General features: G+C 61.3%; 12 protein-coding genes and 1 tRNA gene. 8 read left to right on the top strand and 5 right to left on the bottom strand.

The genetic code is table 11. From position 1 onward, the window contains the following. Positions 1–648: 648 nt before the first annotated feature. A complete protein-coding gene (locus OOZ53_RS13635) occupies positions 649–2205 on the bottom strand; it encodes a vWA domain-containing protein (protein WP_271090145.1) in 1557 nt (518 codons plus the stop codon). A 172-nt stretch (positions 2206–2377) separates the two neighbouring features. Here OOZ53_RS13635 and rtcR point away from each other — a divergent pair, with 172 nt between their 5' ends. Both rtcR and OOZ53_RS13625 read left to right on the top strand, forming a co-directional pair. Further along, the gene (gene rtcR / locus OOZ53_RS13630) at positions 2378–3958 is read left to right on the top strand and encodes an RNA repair transcriptional activator RtcR (RefSeq protein WP_271090144.1); all 1581 of its coding nucleotides are present in this window, start codon (positions 2378–2380) and stop codon (positions 3956–3958) included. Between the two features lie 236 nt (positions 3959–4194). Further along, positions 4195–4506: a hypothetical protein gene (locus tag OOZ53_RS13625; RefSeq protein WP_271090143.1), complete on the top strand. Its 312-nt coding sequence runs from the start codon at positions 4195–4197 to the stop codon at positions 4504–4506. A 123-nt stretch (positions 4507–4629) separates the two neighbouring features. On the opposite strand, the gene OOZ53_RS13620 is transcribed toward OOZ53_RS13625, so the two are convergent. Together OOZ53_RS13620 and OOZ53_RS13615 are read right to left on the bottom strand one after the other, a co-directional pair. Continuing rightward, positions 4630–4705, bottom strand: a tRNA-Ala gene (locus OOZ53_RS13620). A 121-nt stretch (positions 4706–4826) separates the two neighbouring features. Then, positions 4827–5225: a TIGR02300 family protein gene (locus OOZ53_RS13615; RefSeq protein WP_271090142.1), complete on the bottom strand. Its 399-nt coding sequence runs from the start codon at positions 5223–5225 to the stop codon at positions 4827–4829. Between the two features lie 354 nt (positions 5226–5579). Between OOZ53_RS13615 and aroA the strand changes: the two genes are divergently transcribed. From aroA to rpsA, 3 genes are all read left to right on the top strand, one after another. Continuing rightward, complete coding sequence (aroA, locus tag OOZ53_RS13610; protein ID WP_271090154.1) at positions 5580–6947, top strand: 3-phosphoshikimate 1-carboxyvinyltransferase; 1368 nt, start codon at positions 5580–5582, stop codon at positions 6945–6947. Further along, a complete protein-coding gene (gene cmk / locus OOZ53_RS13605; RefSeq protein ID WP_271090141.1) occupies positions 6947–7594 on the top strand; it encodes a (d)CMP kinase in 648 nt (215 codons plus the stop codon). The genes aroA and cmk overlap by 1 nt, the downstream gene beginning before the upstream one ends. A gap of 141 nt (positions 7595–7735) precedes the next feature. Continuing rightward, on the top strand, positions 7736–9442 hold the full coding sequence (gene rpsA / locus OOZ53_RS13600) for a 30S ribosomal protein S1 (protein ID WP_271090140.1): 1707 nt from the start codon (positions 7736–7738) through the stop codon (positions 9440–9442). A 375-nt stretch (positions 9443–9817) separates the two neighbouring features. Here the strand turns inward: rpsA and OOZ53_RS13595 are convergent, their stop codons facing one another. Further along, positions 9818–10660: a LysR family transcriptional regulator gene (locus OOZ53_RS13595; RefSeq protein WP_271090139.1), complete on the bottom strand. Its 843-nt coding sequence runs from the start codon at positions 10658–10660 to the stop codon at positions 9818–9820. Positions 10661–10752: 92 nt separating this feature from the next. On the opposite strand from OOZ53_RS13595, the gene OOZ53_RS13590 reads away from it, so the two are divergent. The 3 genes from OOZ53_RS13590 (at position 10753) to OOZ53_RS13580 (ending at position 13955) form a co-directional block, all read left to right on the top strand. Beyond that, entirely contained in the window at positions 10753–11772 is a 1020-nt protein-coding gene (locus OOZ53_RS13590; RefSeq protein ID WP_271090138.1) for a permease, read from the top strand. A gap of 91 nt (positions 11773–11863) precedes the next feature. Beyond that, positions 11864–12196 (top strand): DUF6665 family protein, encoded by a 333-nt coding sequence (locus OOZ53_RS13585; RefSeq protein WP_271090137.1) that lies wholly within the window; start codon positions 11864–11866, stop codon positions 12194–12196. A gap of 121 nt (positions 12197–12317) precedes the next feature. Next, positions 12318–13955: a tetratricopeptide repeat protein gene (locus tag OOZ53_RS13580; protein WP_271090136.1), complete on the top strand. Its 1638-nt coding sequence runs from the start codon at positions 12318–12320 to the stop codon at positions 13953–13955. A 3-nt stretch (positions 13956–13958) separates the two neighbouring features. Here the strand turns inward: OOZ53_RS13580 and OOZ53_RS13575 are convergent, their stop codons facing one another. Then, complete coding sequence (locus OOZ53_RS13575) at positions 13959–15554, bottom strand: bifunctional aspartate transaminase/aspartate 4-decarboxylase (protein ID WP_271090135.1); 1596 nt, start codon at positions 15552–15554, stop codon at positions 13959–13961. Between the last annotated feature and the right edge of the window lie 3 nt (positions 15555–15557).

Below are 15557 nucleotides of genomic sequence, written 5' to 3'. Positions count from 1 at the left end.
AATCGACAACCCGTTCGGCACGAGGTTGTAACCCATGTCTCCGGTACAAACCGTTACCTATGTCTCCGGGTCGGACATGCATCAATGTGGTTGCAGCGACGGGACTCGAACCCGCGACCTGGCGATTAGAAGTCGATGTAGTTCTGCCGGCATTCGCCCTGAATTCCTTCATTTCAGTCCCGGCGACAAGGTGTGGATGAAACAAATAGGCCGGTGCTCTGGGCTGTTTGAGCTACACGGTGACTTCACCGCGATGTGGTGCCACCCACATAACCTCCGGCGTTGGATGTAGTTCCGTCCGCATTCGCCAGGTAATTATTCCCCTCAATCCGGCGACAAGGGGTGAAGAAACAACCGGGAGTCCCGCCTCAGGGATGAAGAACATCCCCGCCTGAAGGCGCCTGCAAGGAGGGGAGTCGAACCCTCTCGGAGCATCCCTGGTCTGGTGCAATGTAGTTCCTTCTGCATTCGCCGGGTTTCATTCCTCTCAGTTTTGGTCTGGTTACAAGGACAGATGAAACCTCTCCTCGAACCCCGGTCTGTTCCGTCAACGCCAGGAGCGGGTCGAGAGCTGTTGCTCCATCGGCATTCACCAGTTCAATTCCGGTTCGGTTGGAAGCGGGGTGCTGCCCGCTTCCATTCTTTGCTTTACAGTTCGATCCCTTCGATCTCTCCGACCCACTGATCCGGACCAAGCCGGTCTTCAGCGAAGGCGGCGATCTGATCGAAGACCGCATCGGAAAACCCGCCGATGTTCAGAACATTCTCACGGGACTTCACTTGGGTCGTGCCGTAGGGCGCGATGTCGATACAGACCAGTTTTGCCTTCGGGTTGCGGACCGTCAGCTTTTCCCAGTTCCGCATCATTGGCGTTCCGGCGGACCTGCGGTCCGTATCGGCCCAGGACTGGTTATCCGAAACGAAGACGATCAGATCCGGTGCCTGGTTGCGGGCGATCAGCCATTCCAGCGGAGCCAAACAGTTGGTTCCGCCACCGGCCAGATCGGCCAGCCGCCGCGCATTGGTCAGGATCGTGTCGCGCGCTTCGAGCGTCACGTCTCGAACCCCGAACTCGAACGGCAGGACCAGGGTTCCGCGGTTGCGCCGCAGGAACGCTGCCGACACAAGTGCCGCAACATCCACGAACCTCGTCGCTGTCGTGGCACCCGGGCGGTAGCCGGTGACCGGCGAGGTCATGGAGCCGGAAACGTCCGGGCACACGACAACCTGTCCGCTGATCTTCGGCACGTTGGTGACGGCGACTTCCATCGCGTCGTGCAACGCATTCCGAATTTCCACCGGCATATCCCCTGAGAGGGACTGGTATGTCGTCATCAGCTGGTACGGGAATACCCGTGCCTTCCTGATGCGTTCCCGGTCGCCCAGGGTCGCCGCAACCTCTTCCGTCACGCCTTTGACCCCAAAGGCGCCACGGCGCAGAAAGGTGTTGAGGTTCATGCGGACCATCTGCCAGCTTCCGCTGCGGGCGATCTGCGCCCAGTGCTCCGCGGTCAGCGGCAAATGCGTCAGCATCTGGAACGGCACGTCCGGCAGGGGTCCATCGCCCCTGTCCTGATACGCGACATAGTCCTGAACCGCCTCCGGCAGCTTGTCGAGATCGCACGGCTTGCCGATCATCCAGGCGAACAGGGCTTCTCGCCTCGCGTCGCCGGGCTTCGGATGAACCATCTTGATCACATCCGCCAGAGACGGATTGCTGCCGATGGACGCCTGCAGCAACTGTCTGTCGGAGGCGCTGTTCAGCCAGCCTGCGACCAGAGCCTTGGGGCGCGAGCCGAGCGACTTGCGTCCCGTCTGCCCGGACCGCATGATCTGAACGAAATTGCGCAGCATCTTGCCGTTCGTCACAACCCGCGGAAAGGCAACCGACAGGATCTGCGGATCCCGCGATGCCAGGACCGCCAGCAACAGGGCCGGCATATCCTTCATGTGGCCTCTTTGCCGGGCGTGGATCGCAGCCTTTGCCAGATACTCCGGCTCGACCTTGTTCGCGACGTCCAGGACCGCGTCCAGCTCGACCTCGGCATCCTGATAAAACAGGTCGCCGATCGTGCCGGTCATGGCCAGTTGTGCAAGTTTCTGCCGGTCCTCATAAGCGTAGGCCGGAGCCCCTTCCTTGTTGACTGCGTCGGTCTTCGGGAGCATCCGGCCTCGCATGGACGCAAACACGGATTTGTTCGCCATTTCTCTCTTCCTTCTTCGATACAGCTGCATTGTGAGAGAAAGGCGCTTCCGCTTAAATCAAAAAAGGAAAATAAGTTAAGTATCTGTAATTATGAGATTATTTCAATTTTCAATTTTTGCGGGAGAAAATAAACTATTCAAAATTATAGGAAAATATACTAACAGATAGGACATGAAGAAAAATGTAGTCCTCGGTTTTCTCGGCACCCAGCTTGACGCGGGAAAAAGGAGACGTTGGCGACCGACGGTCGCGCTCACCAGGCATGAGGATTTTCCGGTCGAGCGTCTTGAACTGATCTTTGACCGGAAGTTCTCGCGGCTCGCTCACGCGATCAAGCGTGAGATCGAAGACAGCCGGTCGACAACGGAAGTTCTGTTGCAGCAGATCGATCTCAGCGATCCGTGGGATTTCCAGGAAGTCTACGGGGCACTTTTTGATTTTGCCCGCGCTTATGGCTTTGACGAGGAGCGTGAGGAGTATCATGTTCATCTGACCACTGGCACGCATGTGGGGCAGATCTGCTGGTTCCTGCTTACAGAAAGCAGGCATATTCCGGCGCGACTGCTGCAGACGTCGCCGCCAAGGACCGAAGAGGACGGGATCGATGGTCAGATCAACATCGTTGATCTCGATCTTTCGAAATACAACGCCCTGCAGCAGCGCTTCGACCTGGTGGCGGATGAATACAATGCGCTTCTGAAATCGGGAATAGAAACCCGCAATGAGGCGTTCAACACCTTGATCGAACGGATAGAACTTGTCGCCACCTCAAGCGATGCGCCGCTCCTGTTGCTCGGTGCGACCGGGACCGGAAAATCGGAGCTGGCCGAGCGCATTTATGAGCTGAAGCTTCAGCGTCGCCGGGTGAAGGGCCGGTTCGTCCATGTCAACTGCTCCACACTCAAGGGTGAACGGGCCATGTCGACACTGTTCGGTCACCGGCGCGGTGGTATTTCCGGCATATCCAGCGATCGGCGCGGCCTGCTGAGGGAAGCAGATGGCGGAATCCTGTTTCTTGATGAGATTGATGAACTCGGACTGGACGAACAGGCGATGATCCTGCATGCGATCGAAACGGGCAAGTTCTTTCCGCTCGGATCGGATCACGAGATAACAAGCAGGTTCCAGTTGATTGCCGGTGCAAATCGAAATTTGGGATTGCTCGTCTCCGAGGGACAGTTTCGCGCGGACCTGTTTGCGCGGCTCAATCTCTGGACGTTTGAGTTGCCGTCATTGCGCGAACGCCGCGAGGATATCGAGCCGAACATCGAATTCGAACTTCGGCGCGCCGAGAAAACACTCGGTGACCGTGTCGGATTCAATGTCGATGCGCTGCAGCGCTACATCCGCTTTGCGACTGATCCCGCAACACTATGGCCCGGAAATTTTCGTGATTTGGGCGCATCATTGCAAAGATTGTGCACTCTTGCGCCACGCGCCCGCATAACGTTGCCCATGGTTGATCAGGAGATCGATTTCCTCAAACGTCAATGGGCAAGTGCGACGCGTGATGAGGACGATCGGCTTGTGCGCCGGTTCCTTGGTGAAAAGGCGGACGAGATCGACCCGTTCGATGCGGTGCAACTGGCCTTCGTGATCAGGACCTGTCAGACCAGCAGGACGCTGAGCGAAGCGGGACGAACACTCTATTCCGCATCCCGTGCCGCCAAATCCAGCCGCAACGACGCTGACAGGCTGCGCAAGTATCTCGAGAAATTCGGCCTGTCCTGGAGCGTCCTGTCGGAGGCTTGAGTGTTGGACCAGGATTGATTTTGCGGGTGGTCTTCGAAACTCGAACGGTCCTCCCGGTCCTTGGACGGAGGGGCCGCACTCTCTTTTTGGGCCCGTCATTCCTATTTTGAAAGCACCTGTGTCGCCCGATGTCTGGTTCCGTTCCTGCAACGCGCCGGAAACAATGGAAACACCGTCGGCTCCTGACAGACAATGAACTGAAACAAGCCGTCGCCACTTTGACGAGGCAACTGAAAATGGCGGCATTCATGGCCGTCACGTCGATCAAAGGAGCGACTGTTATGAAAACGCATTGTCTCAAACTTGCTTTGTCCGCGGCGATTGCCGCGTCCGTGTTTGCCGGCAGCGCCGGGTACGCACATGCCTCCTATTGTGAGTATCGTGCTTCTGACACGAAGCGGATCGTGGCAAGGGGCGGGGCCAACGCCCGCAAGATGAGCACGGCATGCAAGCGTGCCCGCCGCGAGTGCAACAGGCGGCTTGACCGTGAAACGCGCAAGGGCAAGGTCGGCCGCGGAGCCGTGTGCCGCAGAGTCCAGTTCGGCTGACAAAGCCGCCAACAAGGGATATTGACTGGCGTGCCTGGCGGGGCATGGGACATGCTCCGCCGCCCGCACACTTCGCGTTCTAGAGCGAGTCTGGCCAGTCCATCCATGAGATATATGGGAATTTGGTGGAGCCAAGGGGAGTCGAACCCCTGACCTCTTGCATGCCATGCAAGCGCTCTCCCAACTGAGCTATGGCCCCAACAGGTGCGGCTTTCTAATGCCGCTGGTCGCGGAGATCAAGATGAAAATGTATCCGCGCGCCTGAAATTTCGCTGATGCTTGAAACCCGGCCGCTCCGGCCGGGCGGAAACAGTGAGCGGTCAGCTTTCCTCTTCGTCGTCGGAAACCGCGATAATGCCGCTGACGTCGTCGTCGTCCTCGTCGTCGGTTTCGAGGAAAGTGTTGTCGTCATCGTCGCCGAGATCGACGTCGTCGTCGTCCGAATCGATATCCGGAATGGCTTCGCCGGTATCGGATGCCTCCTCGTCGGCATCTTCCAGGGAAACAATCTCGACGTCTGCGCTTTCCTTTTCCACTTCGGTGTTCTCGGCCTGAACATCCGCTTTCTCCGTTTCCGGTTCCGGTTCGCCACCCTCGAAGTATGTCAGCGGATAAGTTTGTCCGGTATAGGGCGAAGTGATCGGATCGCGATTAAGATCGTAGAATTTGCGGCCCGTTTCGGGACAGACGCGTTTGGTTCCGAGTTCAGGCTTTGACACTTTGCTGGCCTCTTGGTCTTTCAGGTCGCCGCTCCGGGATTGTCGCCGGAGCCGATTCATCGTCCGCCATGCTGCAACGTTCAGATCGGCGGTGTTCCGCGTTCAGCCCATCAAATCCGCCGGCCGCCGATAGCAGGTCGCCCTGGCGCCGTTGCGCAGCGTCGCCGGTTTTTGATGTGCCGGACCCCATACCCATCTTGGCAGCGTCTGTCAAAGCCTAACTTGCGAAAATCGGCATGCCGGCGGGCGCCGGAGGATGACGGCGATTTTTCCTTGTGCTAGACGGTGCGCGAAACACTGGAAAAGCCCGCCGGCGGTCCGTTTCGGACGCAGGCTCTCAAGGACAGCAAATCGATGACCCATGGCGCTTCGCTGACACCCGCGGTCGCGCACAAATCCGAAAATCTGACCGGCACCGTGCGCATACCCGGTGACAAGTCGATCTCGCACCGTTCCTTCATGCTCGGCGGTCTGGCCAGCGGACGCACCCGCATCAGGGGCCTGCTTGAGGGCGAGGACGTGCTGGCCACCGGCCGTGCCATGCAGGCCATGGGCGCGCACATCGTCAAGGAGGACGACACCTGGATCATCGACGGGCTGGGCAACGGCCTTTTGCTGGAGCCGGAGGCGCCGCTCGATTTCGGCAATGCCGGCACGGGCGTGCGCCTGACGATGGGCCTTGTCGGCACCTATGCGTTCGAAGCAACCTTCATCGGCGATGCATCGCTGTCGCGGCGGCCGATGGGCCGGGTGCTCGATCCGCTGCGCCTGATGGGCGTGCAGGTCAAGGCCGAGGCCGGAGACCGCCTGCCGGTCACCCTGCGTGGCCCCGACCTTGCCATTCCAATCAGCTACCGCGTGCCGATGGCTTCGGCGCAGGTCAAGTCCGCCGTGCTTCTGGCCGGGCTCAACACGCCGGGCACGACAACGGTGATCGAGCCGGTCATGACCCGCGACCACACGGAAAAAATGCTTGCCGGCTTCGGCGCCGAACTTTCCGTCGAGACGGACGCAGGCGGCGTGCGCACGATCATGCTTTCAGGCCAGGGCAAGCTGGCCGGTCAGGATATCGACGTGCCGGGCGATCCGTCCTCCACGGCCTTTCCTCTGGTCGCCGCACTGCTGGTGCCGGGATCGCGGGTGACCATCGAGAATGTGCTGATGAACCCGACGCGCACCGGTCTCATCACCACGCTGCTCGAAATGGGCGCCGACATCAAGATCGTCAATCAGCGGGGCGCCGGCGGAGAGGATGTCGCCGATCTCGTCGTCAGCGCCTCCGAGCTCAAGGGTATGACGGTGCCGCCGGAGCGCGCGCCGTCGATGATCGATGAATATCCGGTTCTCGCCATCGCCGCATCCTTTGCCGAGGGCGAGACCGTCATGGAGGGCCTTGAGGAACTGCGCGTCAAGGAGTCCGACCGCCTTGCCGCCGTGGCGGAAGGATTGCGCCGCAACGGCGTCGATTGCGATGAGGGCAAGACCTCTCTGCGGGTGCGCGGTGTCCCGGGCGGCCGCGGCCTCGGCGCCGTCGCCGAAGACGCTGTCGTCGAGACCCATCTCGATCACCGTATCGCCATGGCGTTTCTGGTTATGGGGCTGGCGGCGGAGAAACCCGTCACGGTCGACGATAGTACCATCATCGCAACGAGTTTTCCGGAGTTCATGGACATGATGACCGGTCTCGGTGCGATCATCGAGCGCGGCCGGAAGGCCGCCTGATGGCCGGCTTTACCGTCGCCATTGACGGGCCGGCCGCGTCCGGCAAGGGCACGCTGGCGCGCCATATCGCCGAAAGCTACGGCTTTCACCATCTCGATACGGGCCTGACCTACCGAGCGGTCGCCAGGGCGTTGCTCGATGCCGGTGTGCCGCTGGATGACGAGAGGCAGGCCGCCGCGATTGCATCACAACTCGATTTCGGCGGGCTCGACCGCGCCACACTGTCGGCGCATGGTATCGGCGAGGCGGCATCGCGTGTCGCGGTCATGCCGCAAGTGCGTGCCGCGCTGGTCAAGGCGCAACAGCGCTTTGCGGCCCGCCCGCCCGGTACCGTGCTGGATGGTCGCGACATCGGCACGGTCGTGTGCCCGCAGGCGCCGGTGAAGCTCTTTGTCACCGCCACGCCGGAAGTGCGCGCGCGCCGTCGGTACGATGAGATCAGCGCCGCCGGAAACGGGCTTTCCTACGACGCGGTTCTGGCGGATCTGAAGAAGCGCGACGCCCGCGACAGCGCCCGCACCGACTCGCCCCTGCGCCCGGCTGAAGATGCCCACTTGCTAGATACGAGCGAAATGGATATAGAAGCGGCGTTCCGCGCCGCCAAACGGTTGATCGATGCCGCCTATGCGCCCGGAGCAAGCAGCTAACCACCGCTTTTGATGCGGCCTCGCGCCGAACGGGCAGTCGAAAGGATTGCCGGCCAGCATCACAAGTGATTGCAACACCAACCGTCGGCGCATCCAGTCCGGCCGTCGAGGCACTCCGGTCCGGACCGTTCAGGAGTATATATGTCTGCACAAACGTCTACGGAGGACTTTGCGTCCCTCCTCGAGGAATCTTTTGCCACCCAGGATCTCGCCGAAGGCTATGTCGCCAAGGGCATCATCACGGCCATTGAAAAGGACGTCGCCATTGTCGATGTCGGCCTGAAGGTCGAAGGCCGCGTGCCGCTGAAGGAATTCGGCGCCAAGTCGAAGGACGGCTCGCTGAAGCCGGGCGACGAGGTCGAGGTCTATGTCGAGCGCATCGAGAACGCTCTCGGCGAAGCGGTCCTTTCGCGCGAAAAAGCGCGCCGCGAGGAAAGCTGGGTCCGCCTCGAAGCCAAGTTCGAGGCCAATGAGCGCGTCGAAGGCATCATCTTCAACCAGGTCAAGGGCGGCTTCACCGTCGATCTCGACGGTGCAGTGGCCTTCCTGCCGCGCTCGCAGGTCGATATCCGCCCGATCCGCGATGTCACCCCGCTGATGCACAATCCGCAGCCCTTCGAAATCCTCAAGATGGACAAGCGCCGCGGCAATATTGTCGTCTCGCGCCGCACCGTGCTTGAGGAAAGCCGCGCCGAACAGCGTTCCGAGATCGTCCAGAACCTCGAAGAAGGTCAGGTGGTCGAGGGCGTCGTCAAGAACATCACCGACTACGGTGCGTTCGTCGACCTCGGCGGCATCGACGGCCTTTTGCACGTCACCGACATGGCATGGCGCCGCGTCAACCACCCGACCGAGATCCTGTCGATCGGCCAGACCGTCAAGGTCCAGATCATCCGCATCAACCAGGAAACCCACCGCATCTCGCTCGGCATGAAGCAGCTCGAAGCCGATCCGTGGGACGGCATCGGCGTGAAATATCCGGAAGGCAAGAAGATCAAGGGCACGGTCACGAACATCACCGACTACGGTGCGTTCGTCGAGCTGGAGCCGGGCATCGAAGGCCTGATCCACATCTCGGAAATGTCCTGGACCAAGAAGAACGTTCATCCGGGCAAGATCCTGTCGACCAGCCAGGAAGTCGAAGTCGTCGTCCTGGAAGTCGATCCGAGCAAGCGCCGAATCTCGCTTGGCCTCAAGCAGACGCTCGACAATCCGTGGGAAGTCTTCGCACAGAGCCACGCTGTCGGCACCGAGGTCGAAGGCGAAGTCAAGAACAAGACCGAGTTCGGCCTGTTCATTGGCCTGGAAGGCGATGTCGACGGCATGGTCCACCTGTCGGATCTCGACTGGAACCGTCCCGGCGAGCAGGTCATCGAGGAGTTCAACAAGGGCGATATGGTCAAAGCCGTCGTTCTGGATGTTGATGTCGAAAAGGAGCGTATCTCGCTCGGCATCAAGCAGCTTGGCAAGGACGCGCTCGGCGAAGCCGCCGCTTCGGGCGAGCTGCGCAAGAACGCCGTCGTTTCCGCCGAAGTCACCGGCATCACCGATGGCGGCATCGAGGTCAAGCTGGTGGACCACCCCGATGTCTCTGCCTTCATCCGCCGCTCCGACCTGTCGCGCGACCGCGACGAGCAGCGCCCCGAGCGATTCTCGGTCGGCCAGACCATCGATGCGCGGGTCACCAACTTCTCCAAGAAGGACCGCAAGATCAGCCTGTCGATCAAGGCGCTGGAAATTGCCGAAGAAAAGGAAGCCGTTGCGCAGTTCGGATCGTCCGACAGCGGTGCATCGCTCGGCGACATCCTGGGCGCGGCCCTGAAAAAGCAGAACGGCGACGAAAAGTAAGCCGGTCTGTCTTACAGATAATGGCCCGCGGCGGAAACGCCGCGGGTTTTCTTGTCACTGGAATTAGAGCGTGTCTGGCTTAGATTGAAACATTTGACCGCGGCGATTTTGGTCTCTGGCTAGGCGGATTGCGCGCCGTGGTGCAAACCCACCACAAGCGCGGGCCAACGACGCCAGGGGTCAAAATCGCCCGGCCCGATCATCTCTGAATTTCAACACGATAGGCCTTGCCAGGGTGGGGAAAATCGGTCCATCGGACGTCGTTGCGCCGCTTGCCCGATGCGTTGCATCGCGCTGCGCGACGCGCCTAGCCGACTGGACCGATTTTCCACCATCAAATGCTTCAATCTAAGCCAGGCACGCTCTAGCCCGCCGTCAGGCGGCAAAGGCGTTCTGGATGACTGCCGTCATGGCGCGGCAGATGTCCATGTCGGCGACGCGGCCATATTCGATCACCAGATTCGAGGGCGGAATGACGCCGAGGCCCGTGACGGGCTCCAGCCGTGCGCCCATTGCCGATGCGCCGACGACGCCGGCTGCAATGCCGGCCTCCAGGGCGGCCACGATGCCCGTCGTGCTTTCGCTTGAATAGACAATTCTGTATGCGCGGCCGGCGATTTCGAGCGACCGCAGCGCGGCATCCCGCCACCAGCAGTCTCGGTCGTAGAGCGCGATGGGCAGTGGATCGCCCGGATCGGGCTGGAGCGCGCTTGAGGCCGCCCATTGAAGCTTCTCTTCTCGCAGGAGCGTCATTTCCGGAAGAACCGTTGCGACCTCATGCACCGCGATGTCGAGGGCCCCTGTCGCCAGGGACTTCGAAAAGCCGGCTGAAAGCGCGCAATGAACCGATAATTCCACATTTGGATGGCGCTGGGAAAAGTCCGCGATGATCCGGGACAGCACATCCCGGCTGTGATCGTCCGGGATACCGATCCGCAAGCTGCCCTTCAGGCCGTCGTCCCGCAATTGGGCAAGAGTCCCGTCAAGCAGCCGCACGGCCTGCCGTGCCGCCGGCTCAAGCGTCTCGCCGACGGGCGTCAGGCGGATGCCGCGCCCGTGCCGTTCGAAAACCGGCGCGCCGATCAGGTCCTCGAGTTTGCGGATCTGTATGCTGGCGGCGGATTGCGAGCGATAGATGCGCGCCGCGCCGCCGACAAAACTGCCGGCGTCGGCGATCGCCAGGAATGTGCGCAGAAGGTCGGTGTCGAGTGCTTGCATCTATCAAAATCTTCAATAGCTGATGTTCAATATATTCGTTTTTCAAAACCCTGACCAGTCGCCATAATCGAACCGGACAATCGGAGATCGAAATGTCGGACTTGGCCACTGGACACAGACCCAATGTCTCCCGGAACGTGTTCCTGGCACTGGCCGCCGTGGCGCTTGCCGCGGCGGCGCTTTTCTGGCCGGTTGCCGCCCTGAATACCGGTCGGTTCGTTGCCGAAAGCCTGATCGACGTGGCCCCGCTCATCGTGCCGGGCATTGTGATTGCGGCCTGGGTTACGGCGAGCGGTGCCGGGGACCGGGTTGCCGGCCTCTTCGGCCGGCGCATGCTGCCGGCCATCTTCGCCGCCTCGGCGATCGGAGCGGTAACACCGGTCTGTGGCGTTACGGTGCTGCCGCTGATGGCGGGCCTGCTTGCCGCCGGTGTGCCGCTGGCACCGGTCATGGCGTTCTGGCTGTCATCGCCGGTGACGGATCCCGCCATGCTGGCAGCGACCGCTGCAACGCTGGGCGTGAGCTTTGCGATCGGCAAGACCGTGGCAGCCTTCGGACTGGGCATCCTCGGCGGATCCGCGACATGGCTCCTCGCGCGGCGCCCATGGATCATGCACCCGTTGCGCAACAATGCCTTCGTCGGTCAGCTCGGCGCGGGATGCAGCAATGATGATGGCTTTGACTGGGCGGTCTGGGCCGATGCGGCGCGGCGTCGGCGCTTCGGGCGGGAGTGCCTGTCGATCACAAGGCTGGTTCTGATCTGTCTCATACCGGCATTTGCCGCGGAATATGGTCTCAACGGGCTTTTGCAACCCGAGGCATTGTCCGCCTATGTCGGCGAGCAGAACTGGTGGGCGGTTCCGCTGGCGGTCTTTGTCGGCGCGCCGGCCTATGTGGACGGCTATGCGGCTTTGCCCCTGACACGCGCCCTCATCGAACACGGGATGGCGCCGGGCGCCGCGATGGCCTTCCTCGTATCCGGCAGCGCCGTCAGCATCTGGGGCGCCATGGCGATTTTCCCGGTCCTGAAAGTAAAACCCTTCCTGCTGTTTTTGGGCCTCGCGGTCATTGGCGCGCTCCTGTCCGGCTGGCTGTTTCAGATCGCGGTTTGACAACCGGCCGCTCCAGCGACACATAATTCTCCAAACTGCCTGCTGGCTACCGGCCGAAGCGGCGGGTGTTCGGCGTTCGGGATGACGATGCATGGCCGTCAAGGCACCGATATTCTACCGTAAACGACGCGGGCCGGAGACCGGCGCCGGCATTCTGGATGGCGAAATCCTTTCCGAGATGGCGTCTGCCATCGGCCGGGCCGGCCGGGGCATGGAAAAGGCGCTTGCCGATCTGAAGGAACATGATGCGCAACAGTCTGACGCTGATACCGACCAGCGCCGGCTGGAGCTGGTCCAGAAAGCGGCCGACCGGGCCTGGGCACTGTTTGTGCAATATGACATGGCCGGCCTGTCCTCCCAGGCTCAGCTTGTAAAACGCTACGCCATACCTGCGGAAGTACTTGTGCGCGTCGGTATTCGCTAGAGCGAGTTGCGATTAGATTGATGCATTTGATGGCATTGCCTTAAAGTAATTTGAAATTACACATTGCCGCGCCCGTGTTACTCTTGCCCCGATGCGGTGTAGCGAATTTTCCGGAGGGGTCATGGATTACTTCGATCTTGGAACCTATCGCCGCGGTATCACGACCGCGTCGAAGGATGCGCAGCGCTGGTTCAACCGCGGTCTCATATGGACTTATGCCTATAACCACGAAGAGGCCATCGCCTGTTTTAAAAGGGCGCTGGAACATGATCCGGGCTGTGCCATGGCCCATTGGGGCATCGCCTATGCCATCGGCCCGAATTACAACAAACCCTGGGAGGCGTTCGAGCCGGAGGAAAAACCGGAAGCGATCGCCACCGCGCAATCGGCGCTGGCCGCGGCCGCCGAGTTCGCGCCGCAGGCGCAGCCGGCGGAACGGGCCCTGATCAAGGCCTTGAGCGCCCGTTATCCCGAAACCGGCGACGTCGAGGATTTTTCGCCCTTCAACGATGCCTATGCCCATGAGATGCGCCTGGTTCACGGCTCGTTTCCCGGCGATCTCGACCTGTCGGCCCTGTTCGCCGAGGCGATCATGAACCGCACGCCCTGGCAGCTCTGGGACCTTGCGACCGGTGCGCCGGCCAAGGGTGCCGACACGACGGAGGCGATACGCGTTCTGGAAAATGCGTTCGACACGATCGAGGGCGCCTGGGACCATCCCGGCCTGCTTCACATGTACATCCACCTTATGGAGATGTCGCCGCATCCGGAAAGGGCGCTGCGCCAGGGCGACCGACTGGCGACGCTGGTACCCGATGCCGGCCATCTCATTCACATGCCGACGCATATCGATGTTCTGTGCGGCGACTATGAGAATGTCGTGGCGCGCAATTCAAAGGCCATCGAGGCCGACCACATGTATGTGCAGGAGGCGGGGCCGGAGAACTTCTACACGCTCTATCGCTGCCACAATCTTCATTTCAAGATTTACGGGGCGATGTTCCTCGGCCAGGCGAACACGGCGCTCGCGACAGCCGACGAGCTGATTGAGAACCTGCCGGAGCCGGTGGTCCGTCCGCTTGCCGACTGGTTCGAGGGTTTCGTTCCCATGAAGCAGCACGTTCTGGTGCGCTTCGGGCTGTGGGACGCGATCCTGGCGCAGCCGATGCCCGAAGACGGCGAACTCTACAGCGTGACGACGGCAATGCTGCGCTATGCGCGCACGGTCGCGCTGTCCAACACCGACCAGCTCAGCGCCGCGGATTCCGAGCGCGACCTGTTCTTCGAGGCGCGCGACCGGGTGCCGGAAAGCCGCATGGTGTTCAACAACACCTGTGTCGATATCCTGAAAGTCGGCGAGCAGATGATGCTCGGCGAGTTGGAATACAGGAAAGGCAACATCGATACGGCCTTCGATCACCTGCGCAAATCCGTCGAACTGGACGATACGCTGCCCTATGACGAGCCATGGGGCTGGATGCAGCCGACGCGTCACGCGCTCGGCGCGCTGCTTCTGGAACAGGAGCGGTTCGAGGAGGCGGAGGCGGTCTACCGCGCTGATCTCGGGCTCGATTCGACGCTTGCCCGCGCCTGTCAGCACCCCGGCAATGTCTGGAGCCTGCACGGCCTGCATGAATGCCTGGCGCGCCGCGGCGAGGAGGTCGAGCGGTTGCATGTCAAGCTGCAGCTCGACAAAGCGCAGGCCCGTGCCGAGGTTCCGGTGCGTGCCTCCTGTTTCTGCCGGCGCAATGCGGCCTGAGGTCTATTTTTTGCCCGACTTGAACTCCTGGTAAAGCTCGTCGAGCACACGCCGGGTGAAGGCGCCGATATCGGCATATTCGGCCTCGGTCAGGTTGGCGAGCGAGACGCGCGCCGATGAATCGACGACCTCGAAACCTTTGCCGGGCAGAAGAACCACCCCGGTCTCGCGCGCCAGGCGGAACAGGAAGTCGGTGCCGCGGTCGCCGCTGGCGAACCATTTCGCGAACGGCTTGCCGTAGAGTTCCTCGCCGAGCTGCTGCAGGTCGATCAGCGTGTAATAGTTGACGCCGTTGGGCCCGATGCGCGGCTCGATGCCCATCTCCTGGCACAGCGTGCGGTAGCGGTGGCGGATCAGGTGTTTCGCCGCCGCCTTGTAGGTACCGTCGAGATCCATCAGCCCGTTGAGTGCCAGCAGCGTCATCTGCAACTGCTGGGGCGTTGAAAGCCCCGCCGTGTGATTGAGCGCAACCGCGCGGCTGTCGGCGACGAGCCGGTCGATGAAGCGCAGGCCCGCCACGTCGGTGGTCAGCGACGAATAGCGCTGGTCGAGGCCCGCCTTGACCGGTTTCGGCAGGTCCGCAAGCGCCTGGTCGAGCACATTGTCCTCATGCAGGGCAATGACACCGAGGCGCCAGCCGGTGGCGCCGAAATATTTCGAGAAGGAATAGACGCACAGCGTGTTGTAGGGGCAGGTGGCGAACAGCGACACGAAATCATCCGCGAAAGTGCCATAGACATCGTCGGTCACGACGATCAGGTCGCGGCGCTTCGTGTTGATGAGATCCGAAAGCTGTTTGAGGCAGGCGTCGGACAGTTTGTAGGACGGCGGGTTGCTCGGATTGACGAGGCAAAACACCTTGATCGCCGGGTCTTCGAGCTTGGCGATTTCTTCCTGCGGAAACTGCCAGTCATTGTCCTCGTCCATGCGGATATCGACGACATCCATCGCATATTCCGGAAGCGGCGGGATTTCCAGATAGGGCGAGAAGATCGGCGTTCCGAGTGCCACCTTGTCGCCCGGCGCAATCAGGCCGTTATTCTTCAGCGTCTGGAAGATGTAGGTCATGGCGGCGGTGCCGCCCTCGGTGGCGAAAAGCTTGTAGGGGCCGGATTTCGGGGCTTTGCCGAACATCTCCTGCGCGATGTATGCGCTGACGATTTCTTCGGCATGCTCCAGCATGCGCGGCGGCACCGGATAAACGCAGCCGAGAAAGGCCTGCACCATCTCTAAGATGAAATCCTCGCGCTCCAGCTCCAGCTGGTCGCGCACGAAAGAGATCGCGGCGCGCAGGAAGGTGATTCCGGGATCGTCCGGGAAACGGCCGGCATAGGCCTCGAACCGCTCGATCATGCCGTCCTTCTCGGGCAGGCCGCCGAAACCGCTGTTGAGATAGGAATAGGAGCGCTCCGCCTCCAGGACGGCGAACTCGCCGAGCCTGAGGAAGGCACGGCGCGGCTGGGTCGCCAGGAAATTCGGATTGCCGCGCCCGGCATTGAGCATGACCTTCTGGGATTCGGTCCTGGCGACGGCAATCAGCTTGTCCTTCAGTTCGAAAGGGCTGAGATCGGCGAATTCGCTGAAATCTTCGTCCTGCATTTT

Source organism: Allohoeflea poritis (assembly GCF_027889715.1).
GTDB classification, from domain to species: Bacteria; Pseudomonadota; Alphaproteobacteria; order Rhizobiales; family Rhizobiaceae; genus Hoeflea_A; species Hoeflea_A poritis.
This window is presented reverse-complemented; position numbering and strand designations above follow the sequence as displayed.